The organism is Halorubrum tibetense (assembly GCF_055396225.1).
In genome coordinates this window covers 432,405-451,723 of the sequence record NZ_AP043742.1, presented here as the reverse complement: position 1 = coordinate 451,723, position 19,319 = coordinate 432,405, and the positions used below count along the sequence as shown (strand labels likewise).

15 protein-coding genes and 1 pseudogene are annotated in these 19,319 nt (G+C 58.0%); 6 read left to right on the top strand and 10 right to left on the bottom strand.

The annotated features are described in order from the left end of the window. Window positions 1-27: 27 nt before the first annotated feature. The 3 genes from ACZ5TV_RS02170 to ACZ5TV_RS02160 form a co-directional block, all read right to left on the bottom strand. On the bottom strand, window positions 28-3,705 hold the full coding sequence (locus tag ACZ5TV_RS02170; protein WP_379779032.1) for a UvrD-helicase domain-containing protein: 3,678 nt from the start codon (window positions 3,703-3,705) through the stop codon (window positions 28-30). Between the two features lie 71 nt (window positions 3,706-3,776). Next, complete coding sequence (locus ACZ5TV_RS02165; RefSeq protein WP_379779034.1) at window positions 3,777-6,503, bottom strand: PD-(D/E)XK nuclease family protein; 2,727 nt, start codon at window positions 6,501-6,503, stop codon at window positions 3,777-3,779. A 1,097-nt stretch (window positions 6,504-7,600) separates the two neighbouring features. After that, a complete protein-coding gene (locus ACZ5TV_RS02160; protein ID WP_379779036.1) occupies window positions 7,601-8,626 on the bottom strand; it encodes a threonine ammonia-lyase in 1,026 nt (341 codons plus the stop codon). A gap of 95 nt (window positions 8,627-8,721) precedes the next feature. Here ACZ5TV_RS02160 and ACZ5TV_RS02155 point away from each other — a divergent pair, with 95 nt between their 5' ends. Further along, window positions 8,722-9,528 (top strand): alpha/beta fold hydrolase, encoded by an 807-nt coding sequence (locus ACZ5TV_RS02155; protein WP_379779038.1) that lies wholly within the window; start codon window positions 8,722-8,724, stop codon window positions 9,526-9,528. Between the two features lie 133 nt (window positions 9,529-9,661). Here ACZ5TV_RS02155 and ACZ5TV_RS02150 read toward each other — a convergent pair whose 3' ends face one another. The 3 genes from ACZ5TV_RS02150 to ACZ5TV_RS02140 form a co-directional block, all read right to left on the bottom strand. Further along, the gene (locus ACZ5TV_RS02150) at window positions 9,662-10,138 is read right to left on the bottom strand and encodes a toxin-antitoxin system TumE family protein (RefSeq protein WP_379779040.1); all 477 of its coding nucleotides are present in this window, start codon (window positions 10,136-10,138) and stop codon (window positions 9,662-9,664) included. Next, a complete protein-coding gene (locus tag ACZ5TV_RS02145) occupies window positions 10,138-10,668 on the bottom strand; it encodes a DUF7342 family protein (protein ID WP_379779042.1) in 531 nt (176 codons plus the stop codon). Before ACZ5TV_RS02145 ends, ACZ5TV_RS02150 begins: the two co-directional genes overlap by 1 nt. Before the next feature lie 249 nt (window positions 10,669-10,917). Further along, window positions 10,918-12,180: a saccharopine dehydrogenase family protein gene (locus ACZ5TV_RS02140; protein WP_379779044.1), complete on the bottom strand. Its 1,263-nt coding sequence runs from the start codon at window positions 12,178-12,180 to the stop codon at window positions 10,918-10,920. 128 nt (window positions 12,181-12,308) lie between these two features. On the opposite strand from ACZ5TV_RS02140, the gene ACZ5TV_RS02135 reads away from it, so the two are divergent. Further along, window positions 12,309-12,872 (top strand): hypothetical protein, encoded by a 564-nt coding sequence (locus ACZ5TV_RS02135; protein WP_379779046.1) that lies wholly within the window; start codon window positions 12,309-12,311, stop codon window positions 12,870-12,872. 28 nt (window positions 12,873-12,900) lie between these two features. Here ACZ5TV_RS02135 and ACZ5TV_RS02130 read toward each other — a convergent pair whose 3' ends face one another. Next, window positions 12,901-13,515: a class I SAM-dependent methyltransferase gene (locus ACZ5TV_RS02130; RefSeq protein WP_379779048.1), complete on the bottom strand. Its 615-nt coding sequence runs from the start codon at window positions 13,513-13,515 to the stop codon at window positions 12,901-12,903. Between the two features lie 35 nt (window positions 13,516-13,550). Further along, window positions 13,551-13,625 (bottom strand): annotated as a pseudogene (locus ACZ5TV_RS02125) (7-cyano-7-deazaguanine synthase QueC); the annotation flags it as partial. Between the two features lie 266 nt (window positions 13,626-13,891). On the opposite strand from ACZ5TV_RS02125, the gene ACZ5TV_RS02120 reads away from it, so the two are divergent. Both ACZ5TV_RS02120 and ACZ5TV_RS02115 read left to right on the top strand, forming a co-directional pair. After that, a complete protein-coding gene (locus ACZ5TV_RS02120; protein ID WP_209487228.1) occupies window positions 13,892-14,404 on the top strand; it encodes a winged helix-turn-helix domain-containing protein in 513 nt (170 codons plus the stop codon). Continuing rightward, window positions 14,401-14,853: a toxin-antitoxin system TumE family protein gene (locus ACZ5TV_RS02115; RefSeq protein ID WP_379779051.1), complete on the top strand. Its 453-nt coding sequence runs from the start codon at window positions 14,401-14,403 to the stop codon at window positions 14,851-14,853. Before ACZ5TV_RS02120 ends, ACZ5TV_RS02115 begins: the two co-directional genes overlap by 4 nt. Before the next feature lie 540 nt (window positions 14,854-15,393). Here the strand turns inward: ACZ5TV_RS02115 and ACZ5TV_RS02110 are convergent. Then, window positions 15,394-16,002 (bottom strand): hypothetical protein, encoded by a 609-nt coding sequence (locus tag ACZ5TV_RS02110; protein ID WP_245202868.1) that lies wholly within the window; start codon window positions 16,000-16,002, stop codon window positions 15,394-15,396. Window positions 16,003-16,004: 2 nt separating this feature from the next. Then, window positions 16,005-16,313, bottom strand: a complete 309-nt coding sequence (locus ACZ5TV_RS02105; protein ID WP_209487226.1) for a DUF8065 family protein — start codon at window positions 16,311-16,313, stop codon at window positions 16,005-16,007. A gap of 198 nt (window positions 16,314-16,511) precedes the next feature. Between ACZ5TV_RS02105 and ACZ5TV_RS02100 the strand changes: the two genes are divergently transcribed. Both ACZ5TV_RS02100 and ACZ5TV_RS02095 read left to right on the top strand, forming a co-directional pair. Beyond that, window positions 16,512-18,077, top strand: a complete 1,566-nt coding sequence (locus ACZ5TV_RS02100; protein ID WP_379779053.1) for a GLUG motif-containing protein — start codon at window positions 16,512-16,514, stop codon at window positions 18,075-18,077. Window positions 18,078-18,143: 66 nt separating this feature from the next. Next, window positions 18,144-19,028, top strand: a complete 885-nt coding sequence (locus ACZ5TV_RS02095) for an IS1595 family transposase (protein ID WP_379783935.1) — start codon at window positions 18,144-18,146, stop codon at window positions 19,026-19,028. Window positions 19,029-19,319 lie beyond the last annotated feature (291 nt).

The window sequence follows — 19,319 nt, the reverse complement described above, 5'->3', positions numbered from 1 at the left end:
CGTCGATGTCCGCTACGCTGAGATCTGTTAACCGAATCGGCATGGCCCGCCTTTGCTCTGCCCGTACGGGCAGGAGCCGCAACGAGTCGTTTCATCAAGCGCCGCCCGATCTGGGTGATCGTCAGGGTCGGGCGAGGGGGTGGTTGCTAACATGATTCGACCGTTTTCGTTGCGTGTGAGCGACAATTGCTTAGTGACACGGTTCAGCGCGGCGTCGAACGTCGCGTGATCAACGGCGACATCGTGGGTTGTCCCGCCGTCGTGGACGTAGATGAGGTGAGCGCTGGTGACATTGATATCGTAGAGGTTCGTGAGTAACCAGGCGTACGCTTGCAGTTGGGTTTTGTATCGACCGGTTGCGTACTCAGCGTCGGAGCGGACACCACCAGTTTTGTAATCGACGATGTGCCAGCCGCCGTCCCATTTGTACAGCAGATCGATGTCACCGCGGATCAGGGTCGTGGTCTCGCCGAGGTCGTGCGTGACATCAAATGTTTCTTCGGCAAGAATGTCTCCGTCAGCAACGCTCGTCTGGAGGCGTGTACCGGTGTCAGTGGCGTCGAAGTTCGGGATCACGGTGTCGGTGAGCTCATCAACCACTTCTTTTCCGTGTCGTGTGCGGACAGCAGCGAGCTCCGTGTCAAGGTCACGGCCGGCGACGACGTGTGCTTCAAGGACGTCGTGGACGACGGTCCCCCACTCGGTTGGGGCGAGCCCGGCAGGCGGTGAGATGTCCTGTTCGCGGGGCGGTGACATCGGTGTGACGTCTTGGACGTGTTCGTACTGATATCGACGTGGGCAGGACAGCAAGTCGTGAACGGCCGTCGCCGTCAGTGACTGTGGTCGTAACGGGAGCGCGTCAATCGTATCTGTCTCCGGTGTTCCGGCGAGGAACTCGTCAACAGCGGGTAACGGTTCACGATCCTGTGAGACGCGCGGTGTAGCGTTGAGCGGCACGTCATCAATTCCGAGTGTGAACGGATCGTGACTACCGGTGCTGGCAGTGGAGTGTCCAGCAAGATCATTGAGGCGGTCGTCGGTTGGCGTGAGTTCAACGGTCCCGGTTGGTGCGTCGGTGTCTGCGAAGAACACGTCTCGCATTGGTGCCATCCACGTGGTATGCTCGCCGTGGTAGATCTGGTCGGTGCAGAGGCCGAAGAAGACGTGGTCGGCAGCGCGGGTGAACGCGACGTAGAGGTTCCGCCATGATTCGGCGACCTCACGTTCGAGGTGCCGGTTCAACGGGTTCCCGTACTGGAACTGCCCGTCGTCGGTTCGCTTGTCGGAGAGCCAGATCGGGCCGGTTGCCGTTGCGATCGGGCCGTTGGACCGATCGGTGCCGAGCCAGACGCCGTCATCGTCCGGACTGTCGATATCGACTCCGTCAGGGAACGGTGTCTCGCCCGGTTGTGGGCGGATGGCGAGCCCGTCGCGGCGACTGCAGACGAGGCGGTTGAGTTGTGTGCGCGGGAAGTTGAGGCGGTTCAACAGATCGACTAGGAACACGACGGGGAACTCGCGGCCTTTCGACGCGTGTACCGTGGTTAATATGACGGCGTCATCGTTCTCCTCGCTGGCGATCGGTGCGACGGTGAAGTCCGGTTGGTTCTGCGGAGTCAAATCCCGTAGCGTTGTGAGTCGATCGACGAGTTCCCGGTAGGCGAGGAGCTCGTCTTCTTCCCATTGGTCAATGAGTTCAGTGAGCGTCCACAAGTTCCCGTACTCACGGATCGCTTCCGGGTTTGTGAGCAGGACGGTCTCGAACCCTGAATGTCGGAGGATCTTGTGCACGAGATCGGATTTCGCCTCTTCACGACTCCACCGTAAGTCATCTCGGAGCGCGACGAGCCCAGCGATCCGGTCACGGTCGTCGGATGGGAGGCGTTCGGGCCAGTCGTCGAGCAACGCTTGGACGCTGCCGTTGAACCGCGGGACGGTCCGAAGCGTCTCATCGGAAACCGCGACCAACGGGGACCTGAGGATACGTAGCAACGACGGGCGGGAGTGTGGGTTAGCGAACCATTCGAGAATGTCGATGATGAGTTTGATCTCGGTTGTTTCGAACAGGTCATCGCTCGCATCGACCGCGGCGCGGAGCCCGCGTTCTCGAAGCGCGGTGGCGTACTCCTCCATGCGAGACCGGGATCGGAACAGCAGCGTAATGTCACCCGGGTCCGGTGGCACGGGCGTACTCGCTTCGGATTTCGTGTACGGATCGACCCGCACCGGCGGCTCGTCGTCGGGGTCCACGATAGTCGCAATCGTCGAGGCGATACGTTCTGTTTCGACGCGAACCCAATCGTCACGTGTCGTGTTCCCGGAGAAATCCATCGCGTGAACACGCGCCTGATTCGCGTCGCCGTCGTCACGGAAGGCGTCCAACGGTTCATACGCGATGTCGATGTCACCCATACCGCCGAGGCTCGGGTGTGAGAACACGTGCGAGAACAGTCGGTTGGCCGCCGCGATGATGTCCGGGTGACTACGGAAGTTCAGCGTCAACGGGACGTGCGTCAATCCGCGGATCCCGAAGTGATCATCGACGACACTCGGTTCGACATCCCGGTCACGGAGGTTGTCTGCGCGTTGTCCGGCATCGATCACGTCGCCGAATATCTCCGGTTCTGCCGACCGCCACTCGTAAATCGACTGTTTCACGTCGCCGATCAACAGCACTTGCGTCTGGTGTGCGTCGTTACGGATCACGTGAGACAGCACTTGACACTGCGCATAACTCGTGTCCTGCACCTCATCGACGAACACGTACTGGTACCGTGAGGCAAGACTGTCTCGCCACCGATCGGCGACAGCCGACGGGAGCCGTCCCTCCAAGCCGTGTGCGTCGCCGGCGAGTTCCCTGACGAGGAGGAACGTCACGTCAGTGTGTGATAGCGCGCCGGTTTCGAGCGTCAACCGGTCGTAGTGTCGTTCGAACGATTCGAGCACCACGCTGAACGAATCGATCACCGCTGCCGTGTTCTCGTACGTCTCCTGGACGTGTACGAGTAGTTGCGCGAGGGCGTCGTCGTCGGTATCGGATAGCATCGATGGATTCGGTACGAGCGACTCCAGGATTTCCTGTACGTCATCGATGGTTGCTGGCCGGTCGTGCCCGGCGTGCATTTCCGTGAGGCTCTTTCGAAGGTGTCGTGTGGCTTTCGCCGGCGTCCAGCAGTACTCCCGGCACTTCTGTTGGATCTGTACGACTAGATCACGGTAGCCGGCCGGCTGATCGTCCGTTGGCGGGAACGCGTCGCGGAGTTGCCTGAGTTCCGACGGACAGTCACCCCGCACAGCATCGAACACGTTATCGATGAGATCGGATTCGGTAACCGAATCGCGGATCTCGAACGATGCCGGAACCCCGATATCGACGGCGATCTCTTCGAGTAGCCCTTGGAGGAACCCGTCGATCGTGCCTATGTCGGCGTTCGTTTCGATGTTCCGCCACACCGCGTCGCTCAACTGGTCAGTTGTGACGGCGTCGTGTTCACGGAGCTGCGTTTTCAGTCGCGTTTTGAGCTCGTGTGCCGCGTCGTTCGAGAACGTCGTCAACAGGATCTGATCGAACGGATCGCGCCCGGCGTCGTCCTCCGCGACGACGGCTTGTGCGACCGTTCGGATCATCGTCATCGTCTTCCCGGTCCCCGCGCCGGCGTTCACACACACGCGACCGTACTGCGGGTCATGGAACCTGTCGAACACGGTTTGCTGTGGTCCCTTCAACGACACGCTGCCCCGCGTCTCCAACGGCGGTATCGCGGAGATACGCCCCGTCATCGCTCGTTCACCTTTTGGGGTAGCTGACACAGGTCACGATACACGCACGTCGCACAGCCGTTGTCACCGCTTCCCGTGTTGTTCCCGTACCGATCCGTCCCTTCGCCCACGAACGCTTCGTCCACGTTGTACACGGCCGTCTCACCGATGTCATGCTGCATCGCTTCGAGGTGCTCCGTGAGATCCGCCCGCCACGATTCTGCCAAGCGCTGCCATGTTGCCGGTGTCACGCGTCGTTCCGTCTGTTCGACCGCATCAAGACAGTCTTCCGTCCCTGGTTGCGTGACAAGGTACCCGTTCCGGCCGCTCGGTCCGCTCACGCCTTGTTCAACGAACACCACGCCGACCGGGTCAGTATACTCGACCGCGGCCCCGTGTAACCGGTGATCGAGATCGAATTTCGACCCGATCCGACACCACGCAGCGTCATCACACTGCCGGCACACGTCGTGACACTCCTGTGGGCGCAACGCCCCGTCACGCGGCGGCTCCCAGCACAACTTCGGTGCGTGCGTTGCTGCGCCACGTTCAGCAACGTAGAACACCGGGAGGTGATACGGTCCCGTGTCACGACCGTCGGCGTCCGGCTCATCTGCTGGTGGGAACGTCACGGTATCGACCCGGTGGGGGCCGAGCGCGAGCGATCCGTCGCCCACATCAATCGTTCGCCCACCGACCCAGTCCCAGTTACGGGTTACCCCGGCCGCCAATTCCGACTGAACGCGCTCATACTCCCGAATGAGCGACTGCGCGATCGACGACGGTGCGTTCGACGGCGCGTTCTCACGCCACCACGCGACGACCGCGCCGGGGTCGCTGAACGCGTTCAAATCAGCCTGCCGGTCCGGGGCGAGCTCTTCGATCAGCACGCGGATCGCGTCTCGATACCGGTCTGTCACGTGCTGTTCACGAAGAACGCGCGGCACGCGCCCGAAGCGACTCGTCGGATTCGACTGCTGACCGTCCGGAATCCGATCGCGGTCGATCTCGTCACCGTCCCGGTTGAACAGGTACTGATAAAAGTAGTACTTCAGTTCACACTGTGCGTACAGATCAACTTCAAACGACCGCGCCGGGTCACCCGTCACTGCTTCTCGGTCGATGTCCGGCGAGAACGCGGCGTCCGCTCCGCCAACGCCAACGCGGAACGTCGGGGTCGTCAACCGGTCAACCCGCGGGCGGATCGTCCCATGGAACGCCTCGCCGTCCGTCCACAACGCCAACCGCGCGAACGCGACCGGCGAGATAGACGGGCCAGACACGTGACCTGCGTCCGCCGCATGAAACGCGTACGCTCGCAACCGATCCCGCCCAGCCAACTCACTCCACGCCGACACCGCACCGTGCTTCGCTACCGAATCATTTGCGGTGGCCGTTCCTGCCGTGGCACCGGCAGCTCCACGCACCGTCGGTAACCAGTCATCAACGGCGATCCGGGACACGTACGCGTCCTCCGTTGCCTCCGGATCGAGGTAATCGACGAACGACGACCACGCCACCGGATCCGACGCCGAATCCAGGTAATTGTGCAGCAACGTAACGGATTCAGCACTCACGCCCGCGGCTGCCTCGTACAAGTCGAGGTCTTGGCCGTACTGGCTCTGTCGATTCTCGTAAAACACGTACGGGTCCACGTCTTCCGTCATTTCGTCGTCAGCTCCGTGTGCCTCGTCGTACACTGCGTCGAACAAGTCTTCATGCAGGAACGTCGGTGGTGTGAACGATTGCGGGAACGTCTCCGCGGACAACCCGAGCACGAACACGTGTGCTGCATCGAGGAAGTACGTGTTACCGGCGTCCACCACTCGTACCGCGCTCGCGTCCGCGTTCCGCGTCCCGATCGACTCACCGCCCATCACGTCACCGACCGCCCGCACAGCGATCTCCCACCCGCTGCCAGCATCAGCGTCCGCGGTCAACTGCTCAGCTCGGTCCACGTACGCCCTGACTCGTCCAGCCTGATCCTGTACGCGTTCCGCGTAATGACTCTCGTGTTTCGCCGACAAGTCCGAGCGGCTCGGATCCACCATCGGACCAACCGGGCTCTGCACGTCGGCCCCCACCGTCTGCTCTATGTGCCGCCCTAACAGTCGCTGAATCCACTCACTCAGCCACGCTCCGTCAGGTACCGACCGGGCAGCTTCCTCTTGAATCCACGCTAGGTACACCGACGCGATCTCCCACTCACGCCCCGACCGGTCACCCGCGAACTCCGCCCACTCCGACACGCTTCGCGGCCCAGACGTCTCTTCGGCCGCCGCGAACTCCTCTTCGAGCCGCAGAAACTCCGCCTGCGGCACCGGCCACGACCCCACGTCCGTGCCCGGGACACACAACCCGAGCCGTAACGGATCGATCACCGCTTCATACCCGACTGACGCGTCCGGCCTTTCCGACACCGACGCGATCAGATCGATCGTCGCCTTCACGAACCGGTACGCCGGCACGTTCCCCATCGGCACCCGCGTCTCGACGTGATACGGGAACTCATTCGTCGTGAACACGTCCTCGACCACCGACCGATACGCACCAGCATCACGCGCCACCACGACCACATCCTCCGGTACCACGCCATCCGCGAACAACTCCCGTAACCGCGCCGCCACCGCCTCCACCTCACGCCGATGATCCGGGGCCTCAACCAACTCCACGCCACCCACCGGCTCCTCACTCTCAAACTCATTTTGCGCCACCGCCAACACGTCGTCAACGACCTCGCTCACCGCCGACCGTCCCGCCGTACCCTCAGTGACGTCCACCCCGACGGCCCGTAGCCGCGATACCAGATCCGTTCGCGTCCCCGACCGACCAAACACGTTCACCGTCGGCCCACCCGAAAGATCGTCTAGCGCCGCAAGCAACCGCGTCGTCGGATTATCAAACACGTTCACCGTCGCCACACCGACCCACTCAACCGTCGGAAATACCGCCTCCCATTCACCAGCAAGCTGCTCGCTCGCAGCCGCAACCAAATGACTCCGCGACAAATACACGTGCGCAGGCACCTCCCCCATCCGCGCACGTAACGCTGCGTGAATCTCTGCAAACGCCGCCAACCCCTGTGACGATTTCCACGCCGCAAACGGGTCCGACAGCCTCACAGCGACCGCCTCCAACGACTCGTGATTCCGATGCGCTTCAGATGGCGCTCCGACGTTCGACGCCCGAAAATACGCTTCAAGCTCCGATGACAAGCGCGCATACGCGTCCTCATCCCATTCGACCCGATCGATGAACCGCTCAAGCGGCGTTTCCGGCTTCTCACACGCAGCCTCCGATACGATCTCAACGATAGCTCGCCGTCGCAACGACGGATCCAGCACTGCCGCCCGTGACCCGTGGTGAGCGGAGAGGACCGCCCGCGCAATATCCTCGATAGACGAGTACGACGCCGCCTGCGACGCCGGCACTCCCTCTGACACGAGCGACCGCTTCAGATTCCGCTCCGCGATCGACCCGGCCGTCACACACAACCGCCCCGACCGCTCCCCAAGCCCATGCGGCACCCCGCTCTCCCACTGTCGCAGCAAGAACTGATCTAACCGCTCACCGCGAACCACAACCATACCCACACCCGACACGCCCGCCCCGAATGATACTTTGGATCGCTTGAACCCACCGGAACACGAAACGAGGAGCAATGGTGCAAAAAGAGCTCACGTATAAAAAGACCGACCCTGATACCTGAAAGATCCACTTGAGAACGTGTATCTAGATGTTGGTGTCAAACCGTTGAGTGGGATATGCCCAAACCGACGGATGACGGGGACCTAATCCCCGTATTAAATGAGGTTGGTGTGTGGTGTGACCTCCTGGCAGGTCAGGCGTCGCACACCACTTGTTCAACCTTTGAGCCAGGGAGGTTCCGACCGGTGACCGGAATGACGACTGTCTGCCCGTTTATTTCGCCTCGGAGCGTTTCGAGGATGGCGAACGGCGGCGCACACGCGCCCTCCATCAAGATGCGTTCTTCTCGGAACACCGCCGCTACCGTCTCGACGATTTCCGCTTCACTCACCGTGTACATCTCGTCCATGTGCTCCCGCATCACCTCCATTGGAAGGGCATACGGGACGCGCGCTGCGATCCCGTCAGCGAACGTATTAGCCTCCTCTTGTGGAGTCAGATCACCGGTCCGCCACGCTTGGTAGGCCGCGTCAACGTTGGCGGCTTGAACGCCGATTACATCGGCATCAGTAACCTGCCCAACCGAGAGACTGTAGCCAGCTCCGATGCTACCGGCCCCAATCGGCCCGAGAACAACATCCACGTCAGGGAGTGTCTCGGCGATTTCCAGTCCCGCAGTTCCGGTGCCGACGATCACTCGCCGTTCATTACCAGGATGGACGTATCGATATCCCTCTTCAGCAGCCAGGTCGGCTGCCCACTCTGCGGCGTCATCGTAATCGGCACCGACGACTTCGACACGCCCGCCAAGTCGTTCGATCCCATCAATCCGGTTCTGGCCCGTCCCCTCCGGGACAGCGACGAGTGCGTCAGTACCGAACCAACGGGCGGCTTGTGAGAGTGCGCGTCCGTAGTTTCCAGTGCTTGCTGTTATGACTCCTTGCTGCCGGAACTCCTCACTCAACCCAGCAAGAAGACACGTGATACCACGAATCTTGAACGACCCCGTCGGAAGCGTATCCTCTCGTTTCAGGTAGATCTCAGCCTCGTACTTTTCAGAGAGCCATTCACTCTTGACGAGCGGCGTCTGGGGGAGATGCCCACTGAGATCCTTCTTTGCTCGATACACGTCAGCAGTCGTTGGCGGGGTAAGGTCGTGGTATTCGAAAATCGTTGAGGCATCGGGCGACTCTACACGATGGTGTGAGGACGACGACATACTCGAATCACTGTCCTCAACACGCGTGAAACTACCCCTCACCGGACCACGTTCTGACGGGTAACAACTAACCTCTCCGTCAGCAACGATCACGTATGCCGACAGAAACAATCAACGGCACCCAGTTGTACTATGAAGAATCAGGTGATGGAACGCCAGTCGTCTTTCTCCATGGCGTGTTGATGGGTAGCCGGTTCTTCAACAAACAGCAGAACAGCATCGCTGAGGACCACCGGCCAGTCGTGCTTGATTTCCGTGGTCATGGTCGGTCTGCGAAGTCAGAGACCGGTCATACACTCCCGACGTATGCCGCTGATCTCGAAGCGTTCCTTGAGAGTCAAAGCTTCGAGAATATCGTGCTCGTCGGATGGTCAATGGGATCGCTGGTTGCGTGGGAGTACATCGACCACTTCGGCACTGATCGACTCTCCGGGTTCGTATCCGTCGAGCAACAACCGCTCGATCTCGAACAAGAGGACTACGAGCACGGCGTGTTTGACTTCGATGAACTGATTGATCTCATGGAACTCGCGCAAACGGATCACCACGAACTGGGTGCGGTACTGATCGACCAGATGTTCGCTAACGAACCGCCTGCCGACGTCCGACAGCTCGTGTTCGACGAGATCGCCCGCGTTCCCCCCGCGATCAAAAGCGCAATCTTCTTCGATCAATCAGTCCGCGACTACCGCGATGTTCTCGGGGACGTAGATATCCCAACGCTCGTCTGCGTCGGTGAAGACGACACATTGTTAGACCCTGCTGGAGTCGAATACATCGCAGAGCAGACGCCGAACGCTACCCTTGAACGATTCACAGACAGTGGGCACTGTCCATTCCTCGAAGAACCAGACAAATTCAACCGAATCATCACAGAATTTGTTCATAACTGCACCGAGTAGCACTCAAACGATATGACTCGAACCCACTGATTCTGGAGGACAGCGGTCTATTCACAGAGAAACAAGGAGGAGCCTCACGGCTTCAGATGTGAGAGGAATCCGACCGAGTACCGATACCCTGTGTTGAGCGCGGTCAGGGGTGGTTCGTTCCGGCGTTAATGCTCGTCATTGAGCCCTCGTCAAGTGCCTGTCGCCATAAGAGATGAATTGCCCGGGCAACAATGTCGACTGAGGGTTCCTTGAGGCACGATTTTTCTACGTGGGTATCCGCGCTGGATGCGTCTGGTGGCGGGTGGAAGTGTCGGTCGTCGGGTGGTGCTGAAAAGTCGTGAGGGTGGATATCCCACCGGAGGTTGCGCCCGGACGTATCCGAGTAATGAATATTGTAGTCGCCCGCCGTCGTCCATCGAACCGTGAATATGGTTGTATCTGCCTCCCCGATGCCATACGGTATCGTGATCCGGAGCTCTCGCGGGTTGAGTCGGTCATCGATTTCGCCTGAGGCCATCGGTTCGATGGTGCTGAACGCCTCTCGGAACGCATCGAGTTTCGTTACGTCGATCGTGCCTCGAAGTGTGTGAGACTCGCCGTCTCCATTGTCGAATTGCATCAGACCGCTTCTGCGGCATCAGTGGGGTTTTCGACCGCGCTGAGCGCGAGCGCCACCTCCGCGAATGCGAGGTTCCGCCGCGTCGTTCGCCACTCCAGGAGCGTCTCTGTGTCGATATCCGCGTGGGATCGGACGGCGTCATCGGGCGAGTTAGCATCGAACCGGTCGCCGTACTCTCGAAGCTCCTCGCGCATCTCCAGAACGCGTGTCGAGAGCGTATCGGTGTCCGTCTCGTCGAGGATACGCCGAGCCTGTTCGAGGGCGATCGAATCCTTGGCCCGCTGATACAGCGTCCCCGTCGAGTCCGGCGACGCGGTCTCTGCCACGTAGCCGTGCTCGGCCAACGAGCGAAGATGCTTACGGGCTGTCTGCTCCGACGTGAGGGCGTTCTCGGCAACGGTCGCCGCGCTCATGGGCTCGTACGCCGTACGCATCACTGACTGTACACGGTCGAACGGACTGGTCTCACGCTTCCAGTCCTCTTTGGCGCGGTCGTTCACATCCTCAAATGCCGGGGCAGAGTCTGGCATCGAATCAACGTACGAAACATGAGTATATCACTCTTCGGGATGATATTCTCACCTTCTCGGGTTGTCAGGTGTGTATCAGTACCCCTGAGAGCCACTCATTAAGACGGTTGACACATACACACGTCGATCCTGTTCGGCTACACGAGTTGGGATACGCGTCGCATTGTACGGTGCGTGTTCAACCTCGTTGTTGAGTGACTCATACGCAGCTACCAGTACATCTGCGCGTGTCTGCGTCGTGGGGTCACCTCATGTCGCTTCGGCGTCGTTCACGGTTATGGTGAACCCGACGCTCCGGAGTTTCTCAACAAGTGGCAGTCCAATGCCAGACGCTGGCGTCAGTATTCCGCCATCGAACGGCGTTTCGACATCATCGTTCGCCAAACAGAGGGCAGCCTCACCGAGCATCCGCGCGGTTGCGCCGTATCCCGGATCTCTGTCAGCACTGAATTCTCCGTCAACTGTGAACGGTCCATCCGTGGCCATTCCACGCCCGAGCAGTCGTATTTTGAACGACCCGTTCTCGGCTTCTTCGCGCGTTGGTCCTTCCCCAGGCTCAGGGAAGACGTAGCGACGAAGCCCGGAGCGGAGTGGCCCCACCGACATGGCGGTGTTGAATAGACCGAGTCCGCCAGTGATCGCTCCGGCGATGGCCGCACCCGTCGGACCATCACCGGTTGTGACGACTTCGGTACAGCGGAACTCACGCCCCCACGGATAGCCTAACAGCGCATTACTCCGTCTGATCACGCGCTCGTTCACTGCTGCCATCGGTGAGGGGGCCGTCCACGACCCGCGGAGCGAATCGTTGCGGGGCAGTCGTTGTTCACCGGGATCGACACCGCTTCGCTCGCCCGGCGGTGCCAGCGAGTACGGATTCCGAAGCGTTTCTTGAACGAGCGGGTCAGTTTCAGCCGCTTCGAACAACTCGGCAAAGCTCGCCAGCGTGCCGCCGCTGACACCACCACTCCCGCCTTCTAAATAGATACGAACAGTCTCACACGGAGTGTCAAACTGCGCTACCGCATACGACTGGAGAAGGAGTGTCCCGAGATCGGCGGGGACTGAGTCGAACCCACAGCTGTGGACGATCCGTGTCTCGGCATCCACAGCCGCGTCGTGGAACCGATCAATCGTCTCACGGACCCAATTAATCTCTCCGGTGAGGTCACAGTAATCGGTCCCCATCTCGATACACGCCTCAACGAGCGGTGTGCCGTACGAGGTGTACGGCCCGACTGTCGTACAGACGACTCGCGTATTTCCGGCGAGTGCACGCAGACTCTCGGGATCTGTCGCGTCACCCACCACCACGGGAACGTCACCCCACGCGTCGCTGCGACGGGTGAGATCGGTGGCAACTGACTCAAGTCGCTCCGGATCCCGCCCACCGACCGCGAGTGAAAGGTCCTCAGGCGTGTACTGCTCAGTAAGATACTCAGATACGAACCGCCCGGCGACACCCGTTGCTCCCCACACCACAACATCATACTCACGCTCGGATCCGGACATCTCTATCAATCGTTGTGGCCGACCGATTGTAAACAAGCGGGCTGTACGCCGACGTGGACGGCGTGGGTCACTGAGGTAATTCAACGGGAGTAGTAGTACTTTTCTAGCAGATACTGGATAGTGGTCGTATGCAACGGGCCGTTCAACTGGGTGACCGACTCGTGAATATCTCAGAGTCACTCGCCACAGGGCGCATGTTCGCCCTTACGACGGCTACGTTCATCGTATTTCTCACCGTCATTCTCCCCGAAGAAGCCAGTCGAAGTACGGCATACCTCGGTGACAACCCTACTCCGGACGGCTCTTTCATCTACTCTTCGTCAGACCTCTACGACATGGCAGGCGCCTATGGCGCTGATGGCCGCCGGTACTATATCCGCTCGCGGTTCACGTTCGACATTATTTGGCCACTCGCGTACGGCTGGTTTCTCTGGACCGGTATCACCTATTTCCAGCAAGGAATAACGAACGCGCACGTCAAATACGCCGTGTTACTTCCACTACTGGCTGTACTGCTAGATCTCATGGAGAACACCTCGGCATCGGTCGTGATGTTTCTCTATCCAGATCGGGTACCTGTGCTCTCACATCTCGTGCCGATCGTTACGTTCGGAAAATGGGTCGTGATCGGGGTGAGCTTCACTGTTCTCGGCCTATTAATTCTCGCACAGCTCTGGAAGCGGATCTCGTAGAAATGTCACTTACCCACCGACCGTTTACTCAACCGGGTGGCTGCCGGCCGATGACGGCATAGAACGGGTCAGTCCCGGGTTGATCGACGACGCGTTCTGTTTCTCCGAATCCGCCGGCGAGAAAGTACTCTTCGACGAGCGTCGCTCGTTCGTCCATCGATCGGGTTCGCCACGCCCGGATCGCCTTCGTCGGAAACATCCGGTTAGTGAAACTAACGATGGCAGTACCTCCGGGCTTGAGCACCCGCCCGAACTCACTGAACACGTCGGCGGGATACTGGAGATACTGCACCGATAGCGCACAACTCACGACATCGAACGAGTTCTCGTCGAGCGGGAGCGTTCGATCGCTGTTGAAATCCTGTACGAAATACTTGTCTAGACGATCGTTTGCTTCGAGTTCGGTTTCGTTGAGTCCGTGGCCAACAACGAACCCCAGCGGGGCATCCGGAAGAAACGATATCCAACTACTCATCGCATCGAAAACACGATCTCCAGATGTAATCTCCGACTCGTACAGCTTCGTCAGCCGAGACGTGAACGCATCGTCTGCGTGGGTGACGAACCGAGGCGCGTCGTAAAACTGCTTGTCGTCACCCGAATCGATTTTTTGCCGATCGACGTCCGATAGCAGTCCCGTCACGGTGCTCTAAGGGACGGGTCGGAGAGGAAAGTACTCAGCGCCTCCGAATCAGTCGCTTCCGCGTACGACGTCGCCATCGACAACAGATTCGCGTTCCGGAACGAGACGTACCTCCAAGAAGCCGGGTATCTCGTGGGTGTAGTAGGATGAAACGATCTGCGAGTTCGAGTCTACGACCGCAGCCCCGGAGACGAACCGTACCTTTCGTCGTTCGAACGACAGTGAAACAGAATTAATTCTGTAGACCACAGATATGTATCGCTTCGAACCACGAGACGTTAGCGGAGGAAGTAGTCTGACAATGCTCGGCTACAAGCACTGTCATTAGATAATTTCTCCAAGAAACTATTTGTTTCTCGACTGCGTAGCACCCAGTATGACCGAGACGTGGGACGACGTCAACGAGCAAGTCAAAGCGGATTGGAAAGACGACACCACGCCGTTCGAGCGGGTGTACGAAATCATCGAACAAACCCACGACGGGGAGTCGGCCGCCGAGATTGCCGACCGCGCCCTCGTGAGCGAGCCGACGGCGCGTCGCCACAGTAAGACACTCGTGAACACCGGGTTCGCCGAGACGGAACAGGACGGCCAAACAACACTGTACAAGCGCAACAGCGACCGGATTTTAATGTCCCGGATCCGGGAGCTACGCAAGGAAGTTACTCGGCCGGAGTTGCTTGACAGCATCCAGGAGATGAAAGCCGAGATCCGGCACTACGAAGACCGGTATGACGTGGTGTCACCAGAGGAACTCGCCCAGCAACTCGACGGCGACGAGACCGAAGGCTGGAACGATCTCACCGCGTGGCGGACAACACGGCAGAACCTCGCAGTCGCCCACGCAGCACTCGCCTACGACGAGGCCAGCCACCAACTCGCTATATGAGCGGCGATGACCGTGCCGGCGAGTTCGGACCGATCTATCTTCCGGCACTCCAACGGATTCGTGACCTCTGGCTCGAGCTTGAGCCGTTAGTCGACGTAACGTCGTACGATGACATCGTCGCCCCCACGGAACTACACATCAGTCTCAGCGATGGGCTCAGCAACGCCGAGAGCGCTCGACTCGATATCCAATGGAGCAAACAGGGAATGTATTCGTTCCACTACGTCGATAGCGACAACGTCAACTGGCGCTTCGATCGCCACCCCAACACCCACTCACCCGAGATACACTTCCATCCTCCTCCAAACGCCGCCACGACGACCGCCGAGCCATCCTGTATCGACGTGACTGAAGTATCACTCGTCACTCGCGCCATCCACGCGATGTGGCGGGCAGCATACGAGGACGACGACTCAGCCCAGTTGAACAGCGCATCAAACCCGCCGTGAGGCGGCATTATACAGGTCAAGGAGAATACCTGCGGCTTCAGCCGCAGGATGAATCCGACAACTTGGAGTCAATCTACGCTGCAATAGCCATTCTGAGATTTGGCAATCCGTATCTTGAAGCGACAGGCAACCCTGCCTACAGATAGGAATCAGGTCGGGGACAGAGCGGTTCCCACCAGTCCTACGATGGCGGCCTGTCCGCCCCAAGCAATAAGACAGTAATCGGAACCAGTTGGGTGAACGGTCGGTTCCTATAATGAACCGATGCTGTGCCCGACTGCTGTAGGCACCACAGAAAGTAACTCCGAGTCCGCCGAAGTCTGCCAGACTCCCGCGAGGCAAAAACAACTTCGGGGGTCCGAACACGACGGAGGATAGGAGTACCGGGGGCTTGGCACTCCCAGCAGTCCCACCCGCCACAGTCCGTGAACTCCACACGGATTCTCACCGTGTCGGGGTTCGGTAGGACTGCAAACCTGAAACCTCCAACGCTCAGGATTCCTCCGCGTTTACGCGGAGGAGGATGTCAATCAGGAGTGTTCATGGAAGTAGAGCGTTCGGGAGATACTGCGAGCAATCGACCGGGATCGCTTCCCATGCTCCCTGAATCGCTTGATACCCTGTCCAGCCTTCCTCTCGAAGCATCTCGCTACAAGCCTGACAAAACTCCGCTACAGTACACTTCCCCTCGTCTAGTAACAGACACAGCAAAAACGTGGGAGCAACTGCCTTCCCAGTCGTCTCTTCTGCGTCATCGAATACTCGATTAATAGCCCGACGCCCGTATGTATCCATTAAAATAGCGAACCGATACAGCTCTGTATGCTGTTCGATTTCCATCTTCAGAGACTTCTCCCCAGCATCCTCTCCATGTGGTCGAGGAACACACGGAACCGTTGTAAACGACTTCTCCTCGTCATCGAACGGCGCAAGTGCCCTCTTGCTCCCATCGTGAACCCACCGCTCTCTCAACCCTTCAGGCGCGTACTCAGACATCTCCCGAACGTGACGCTTGAGTTCATGAAAACACACGTTAGTCGTCGTCAGCTGGATATTGTCCGTAATTCGAGACCAGAGACCTGTGTTCGCTACAGCGATTAGAGCGTCTGTATCAACGGTAACTGGATGGCGGACATCGTCGTCCACCATCTTCACTTCTGGAAAACGCCACTCGTATCAAGCTCCGCAGCCTCCTCGAAGGCCTCTCGCTCCCGCTCAATTTCTTCCAAGGCATCACCAAGAAGGAGCTCTGTAACTTCTTCAGAAAGCTCTCCCTGCTTGTATCGCTGGTGGAGAGTGATCTTCTCTTCGTCTGAGAGGACTTCTCTGAGTTTCTCTTGAAGACCCTGTCGAGCAAGCTCACTGATGTTGATCCCACCAAGACGCATTTGATCGACAATCTGACTCGCTTTCTTCTCAGTTTCCCCCCGAAACTGTATTTTGTCGTTGTTTGTGGCCATCTTACCCAACATCCTCTCTCCACCGTCATAGATGTTGTGACGAGCCATCCATGTCAGTACAACCTCTCAATAGTCAATACGCACTCTTCAGCGACCAGCTGTTTCAGACGATAGTATGTCTGAATGATACGACTCCACTCTTCCGAGGGTTCTTGCTGAATTGTCTTCCTTTATATTTGATGAGTCTCTACCACAATCATGAAACGGAGAAGTGTGCTTGCCCTCGCTGGCTCTGTCACAGCCGTTAGTTTTTCAGGATGCTCAAGCACTCAAGAGGAACCGAACGATCAGACTGCAGACCGAAGTGATGATGATGGAGATGATGATGAGCCTGACGTTGAGGATGGTGACACAAGCGAATCGAATACTTCGTCTTCTGACTGTGACGAAGTAGAATATGAGGAAGAGGATGGGTACATTCTCATCAGTAATATCACCCAACTACAATGCATCGGAGACGCGGATGATGCCCCACTCGATGGTGATTATAAGTTAACACAAAATATTGATGCGAGTGAGACAGAGCAATGGAACGATGGGGCGGGATTCGATCCGATTGGGGAGTGCGACCTTCTCGAGGGAGAATGCCAGGGAGAAATATTTACAGGACGATTTGACGGAAACGGGTATGAGATTGTGGGACTTTATATCGATCGGACAGATGAGGTTGGACTGTTCAGTAGTGTTGATTCCAGGGATCTAATGCCCGCAGCAAGCAATATTAAAAATGTTACCTTGGTTGATGTAAACGTCAGTGGAGAATCCAGAGTCGGGGGGCTTGTCGGCGTAAGCGACGCGGGACGTATTACTAACGCTTCTGTTACTGGAGTTATAAACGGAAACGAAAGCGTCGGGGGGCTTGTTGGATTCAACAATACTGATGCAGAAGTTGTTGATTCGGATGCCGAAGTCGACGTAACTGGAGAGTCACTAGTCGGCGGACTTGTCGGATGGAACACTGACGATACCACGTTTGATGGACAGATAGAGGGGTCGTCTGCGACTGGACGTGTTGAAGGGGACGAACGAGTCGGAGGGCTTGTCGGAAATAATGGTGGGGATATTGAAAATTCACATACGGAGGTCGATGTAACTGGGAACGAACGAGTCGGGGGACTCGTCGGAGACAATACATTCGGACGAACAACTGGCTCTCACTCGAGGAATGAAGTATCCGGGGAGGAACAAGTAGGAGGGCTCGTCGGTTTCAGCAGGGAAGGAGATGTATTCGATTCGTATGCTGCGGGTGATGTAACTGGAGACGAACGAGTTGGAGGACTGGTCGGAGAAAATAGAGGAAGAGTGGAAGAATCATATGCCGAAGGAACAGTAACTGGAGATGATGCTGTTGGCGGACTTGCTGGACGGAATGGTGTTGTTAGAGTTAGTGATGATGGAGAAATACGAGATTCATATGCGACTGGAATGGTAACCGGGAACGAAGATGCCGGTGGACTTGTCGGAGATAATGGTTCTGAGGGAGAGATAACCACTTCATACGCGACAGGGAATGTAACTAGCGATGGATTTGGCGCTGGTGGGCTCGTTGGAACCAATAGTAGCGGTAGCAGTAGTGGAAATATTTTGCAGTCGTATGCGATGGGAGATGTAGTCGGAGACGCTCACGTAGGCGGGCTTGTTGGATTCAACGGTGATGGAACAGTAAGCGAGACGTATGCGACGGGAGGTGTTACTGCCGGCGATTTTGTGGGCGGTCTTATCGGAGATAATATCGACGGACGCTCTTCTGTAGGAGATTGTTGATACTGCTGAGCTGCTGCTGTCGAGTCGAAGAGGACAAGGACACCGCGTCAGCGGTGTCCGACACGGATGATTCCGCTAGATGCGTTTGGGTCGGAATCGGTCGCAGCGGACCTGCTCCAACAGGTTCGCTGGCGTGACGGCGTTTCCTGTCCTCGCTGCCGTTCTGACCGAACGGTCAGAAACGGCAGCTATGGGCACTTTCAGCGGTATCTCTGTAAGGATTGCGACCGCACGTTCAACGATAAGACCGGCACCATCTTCGCTCACTCGAAGATCGCACTCCGCAAATGGTTGTTCTCGATCTACGCGTTTTTGCGGTTTAACACCAGCCTCAGGCAGTTACAGTGCGAAATCGGTGTCACCTACAAAACGATCCACAGGCGTGTCGAGCGCTTTGCCGAAGCGCTCGACGCGCCGTCACTCGATCTCCGTGGACCGGTCGAAATTGACGAGTTCTACGTTTCTGCCGGCCTGAAAGGCCGCGAGCGCGACCGCTGGTCGCGCTCTCGCGGCCTCGCCCGACGCGGGCGCGGAACATATGAACAGGACAAACCGCCCGTATTCGTACTCGTGGATCGCGGCACCGAGCAACGGTACGTTGTGCCAGCGAAATCCGCAGACGAATCAACGATCCGGCTCCTGCTGGCTGACCGCCAGCAGGAGCCTCTCACCGTCTATACCGACGGATTTCGTGCATACGATCCGCTTACAGAAGACGACCAATTCGACCGCGAATACGTCGTTCACGGAGACGGTGAGTACGCCGACGAGACGATCCACGTGAACACCTGCGAGAGCCACGCGTCGCTGGCGCGACGGTGGCTCTCGCCGCATCGAGGCATCTCAAAAGACCGCCTCACACAGTATCTCCGAGCGTTCCAACTCAGACGAGAACTCTACCGCAAACCCGGACGAAAAGCGCTCAAACACGCCATCAAAGCAACTCTCTGAAATCAACAATGTGCTACACAAGAGCGTATTACCTAACGAGCTTTGAACTGTTTCTGCAGTTACACCTACTTGACAACCAGAATCTGTTTCATCGTTATCTGCAGAATTTACGCAGTCTCCATCACTAGATATAGGTGTATGATCATCGCTCTCTTGATACCATGAACCATCTGCATCTATCTCATCCATTGAAGCATCATGATTTAAACCAGAGTTACATTCTCTTGTACGTCCATAATCCGAATTAATTTCATTGTCCGGCCCAACCCACTGAGCTTCTTCATTATCACA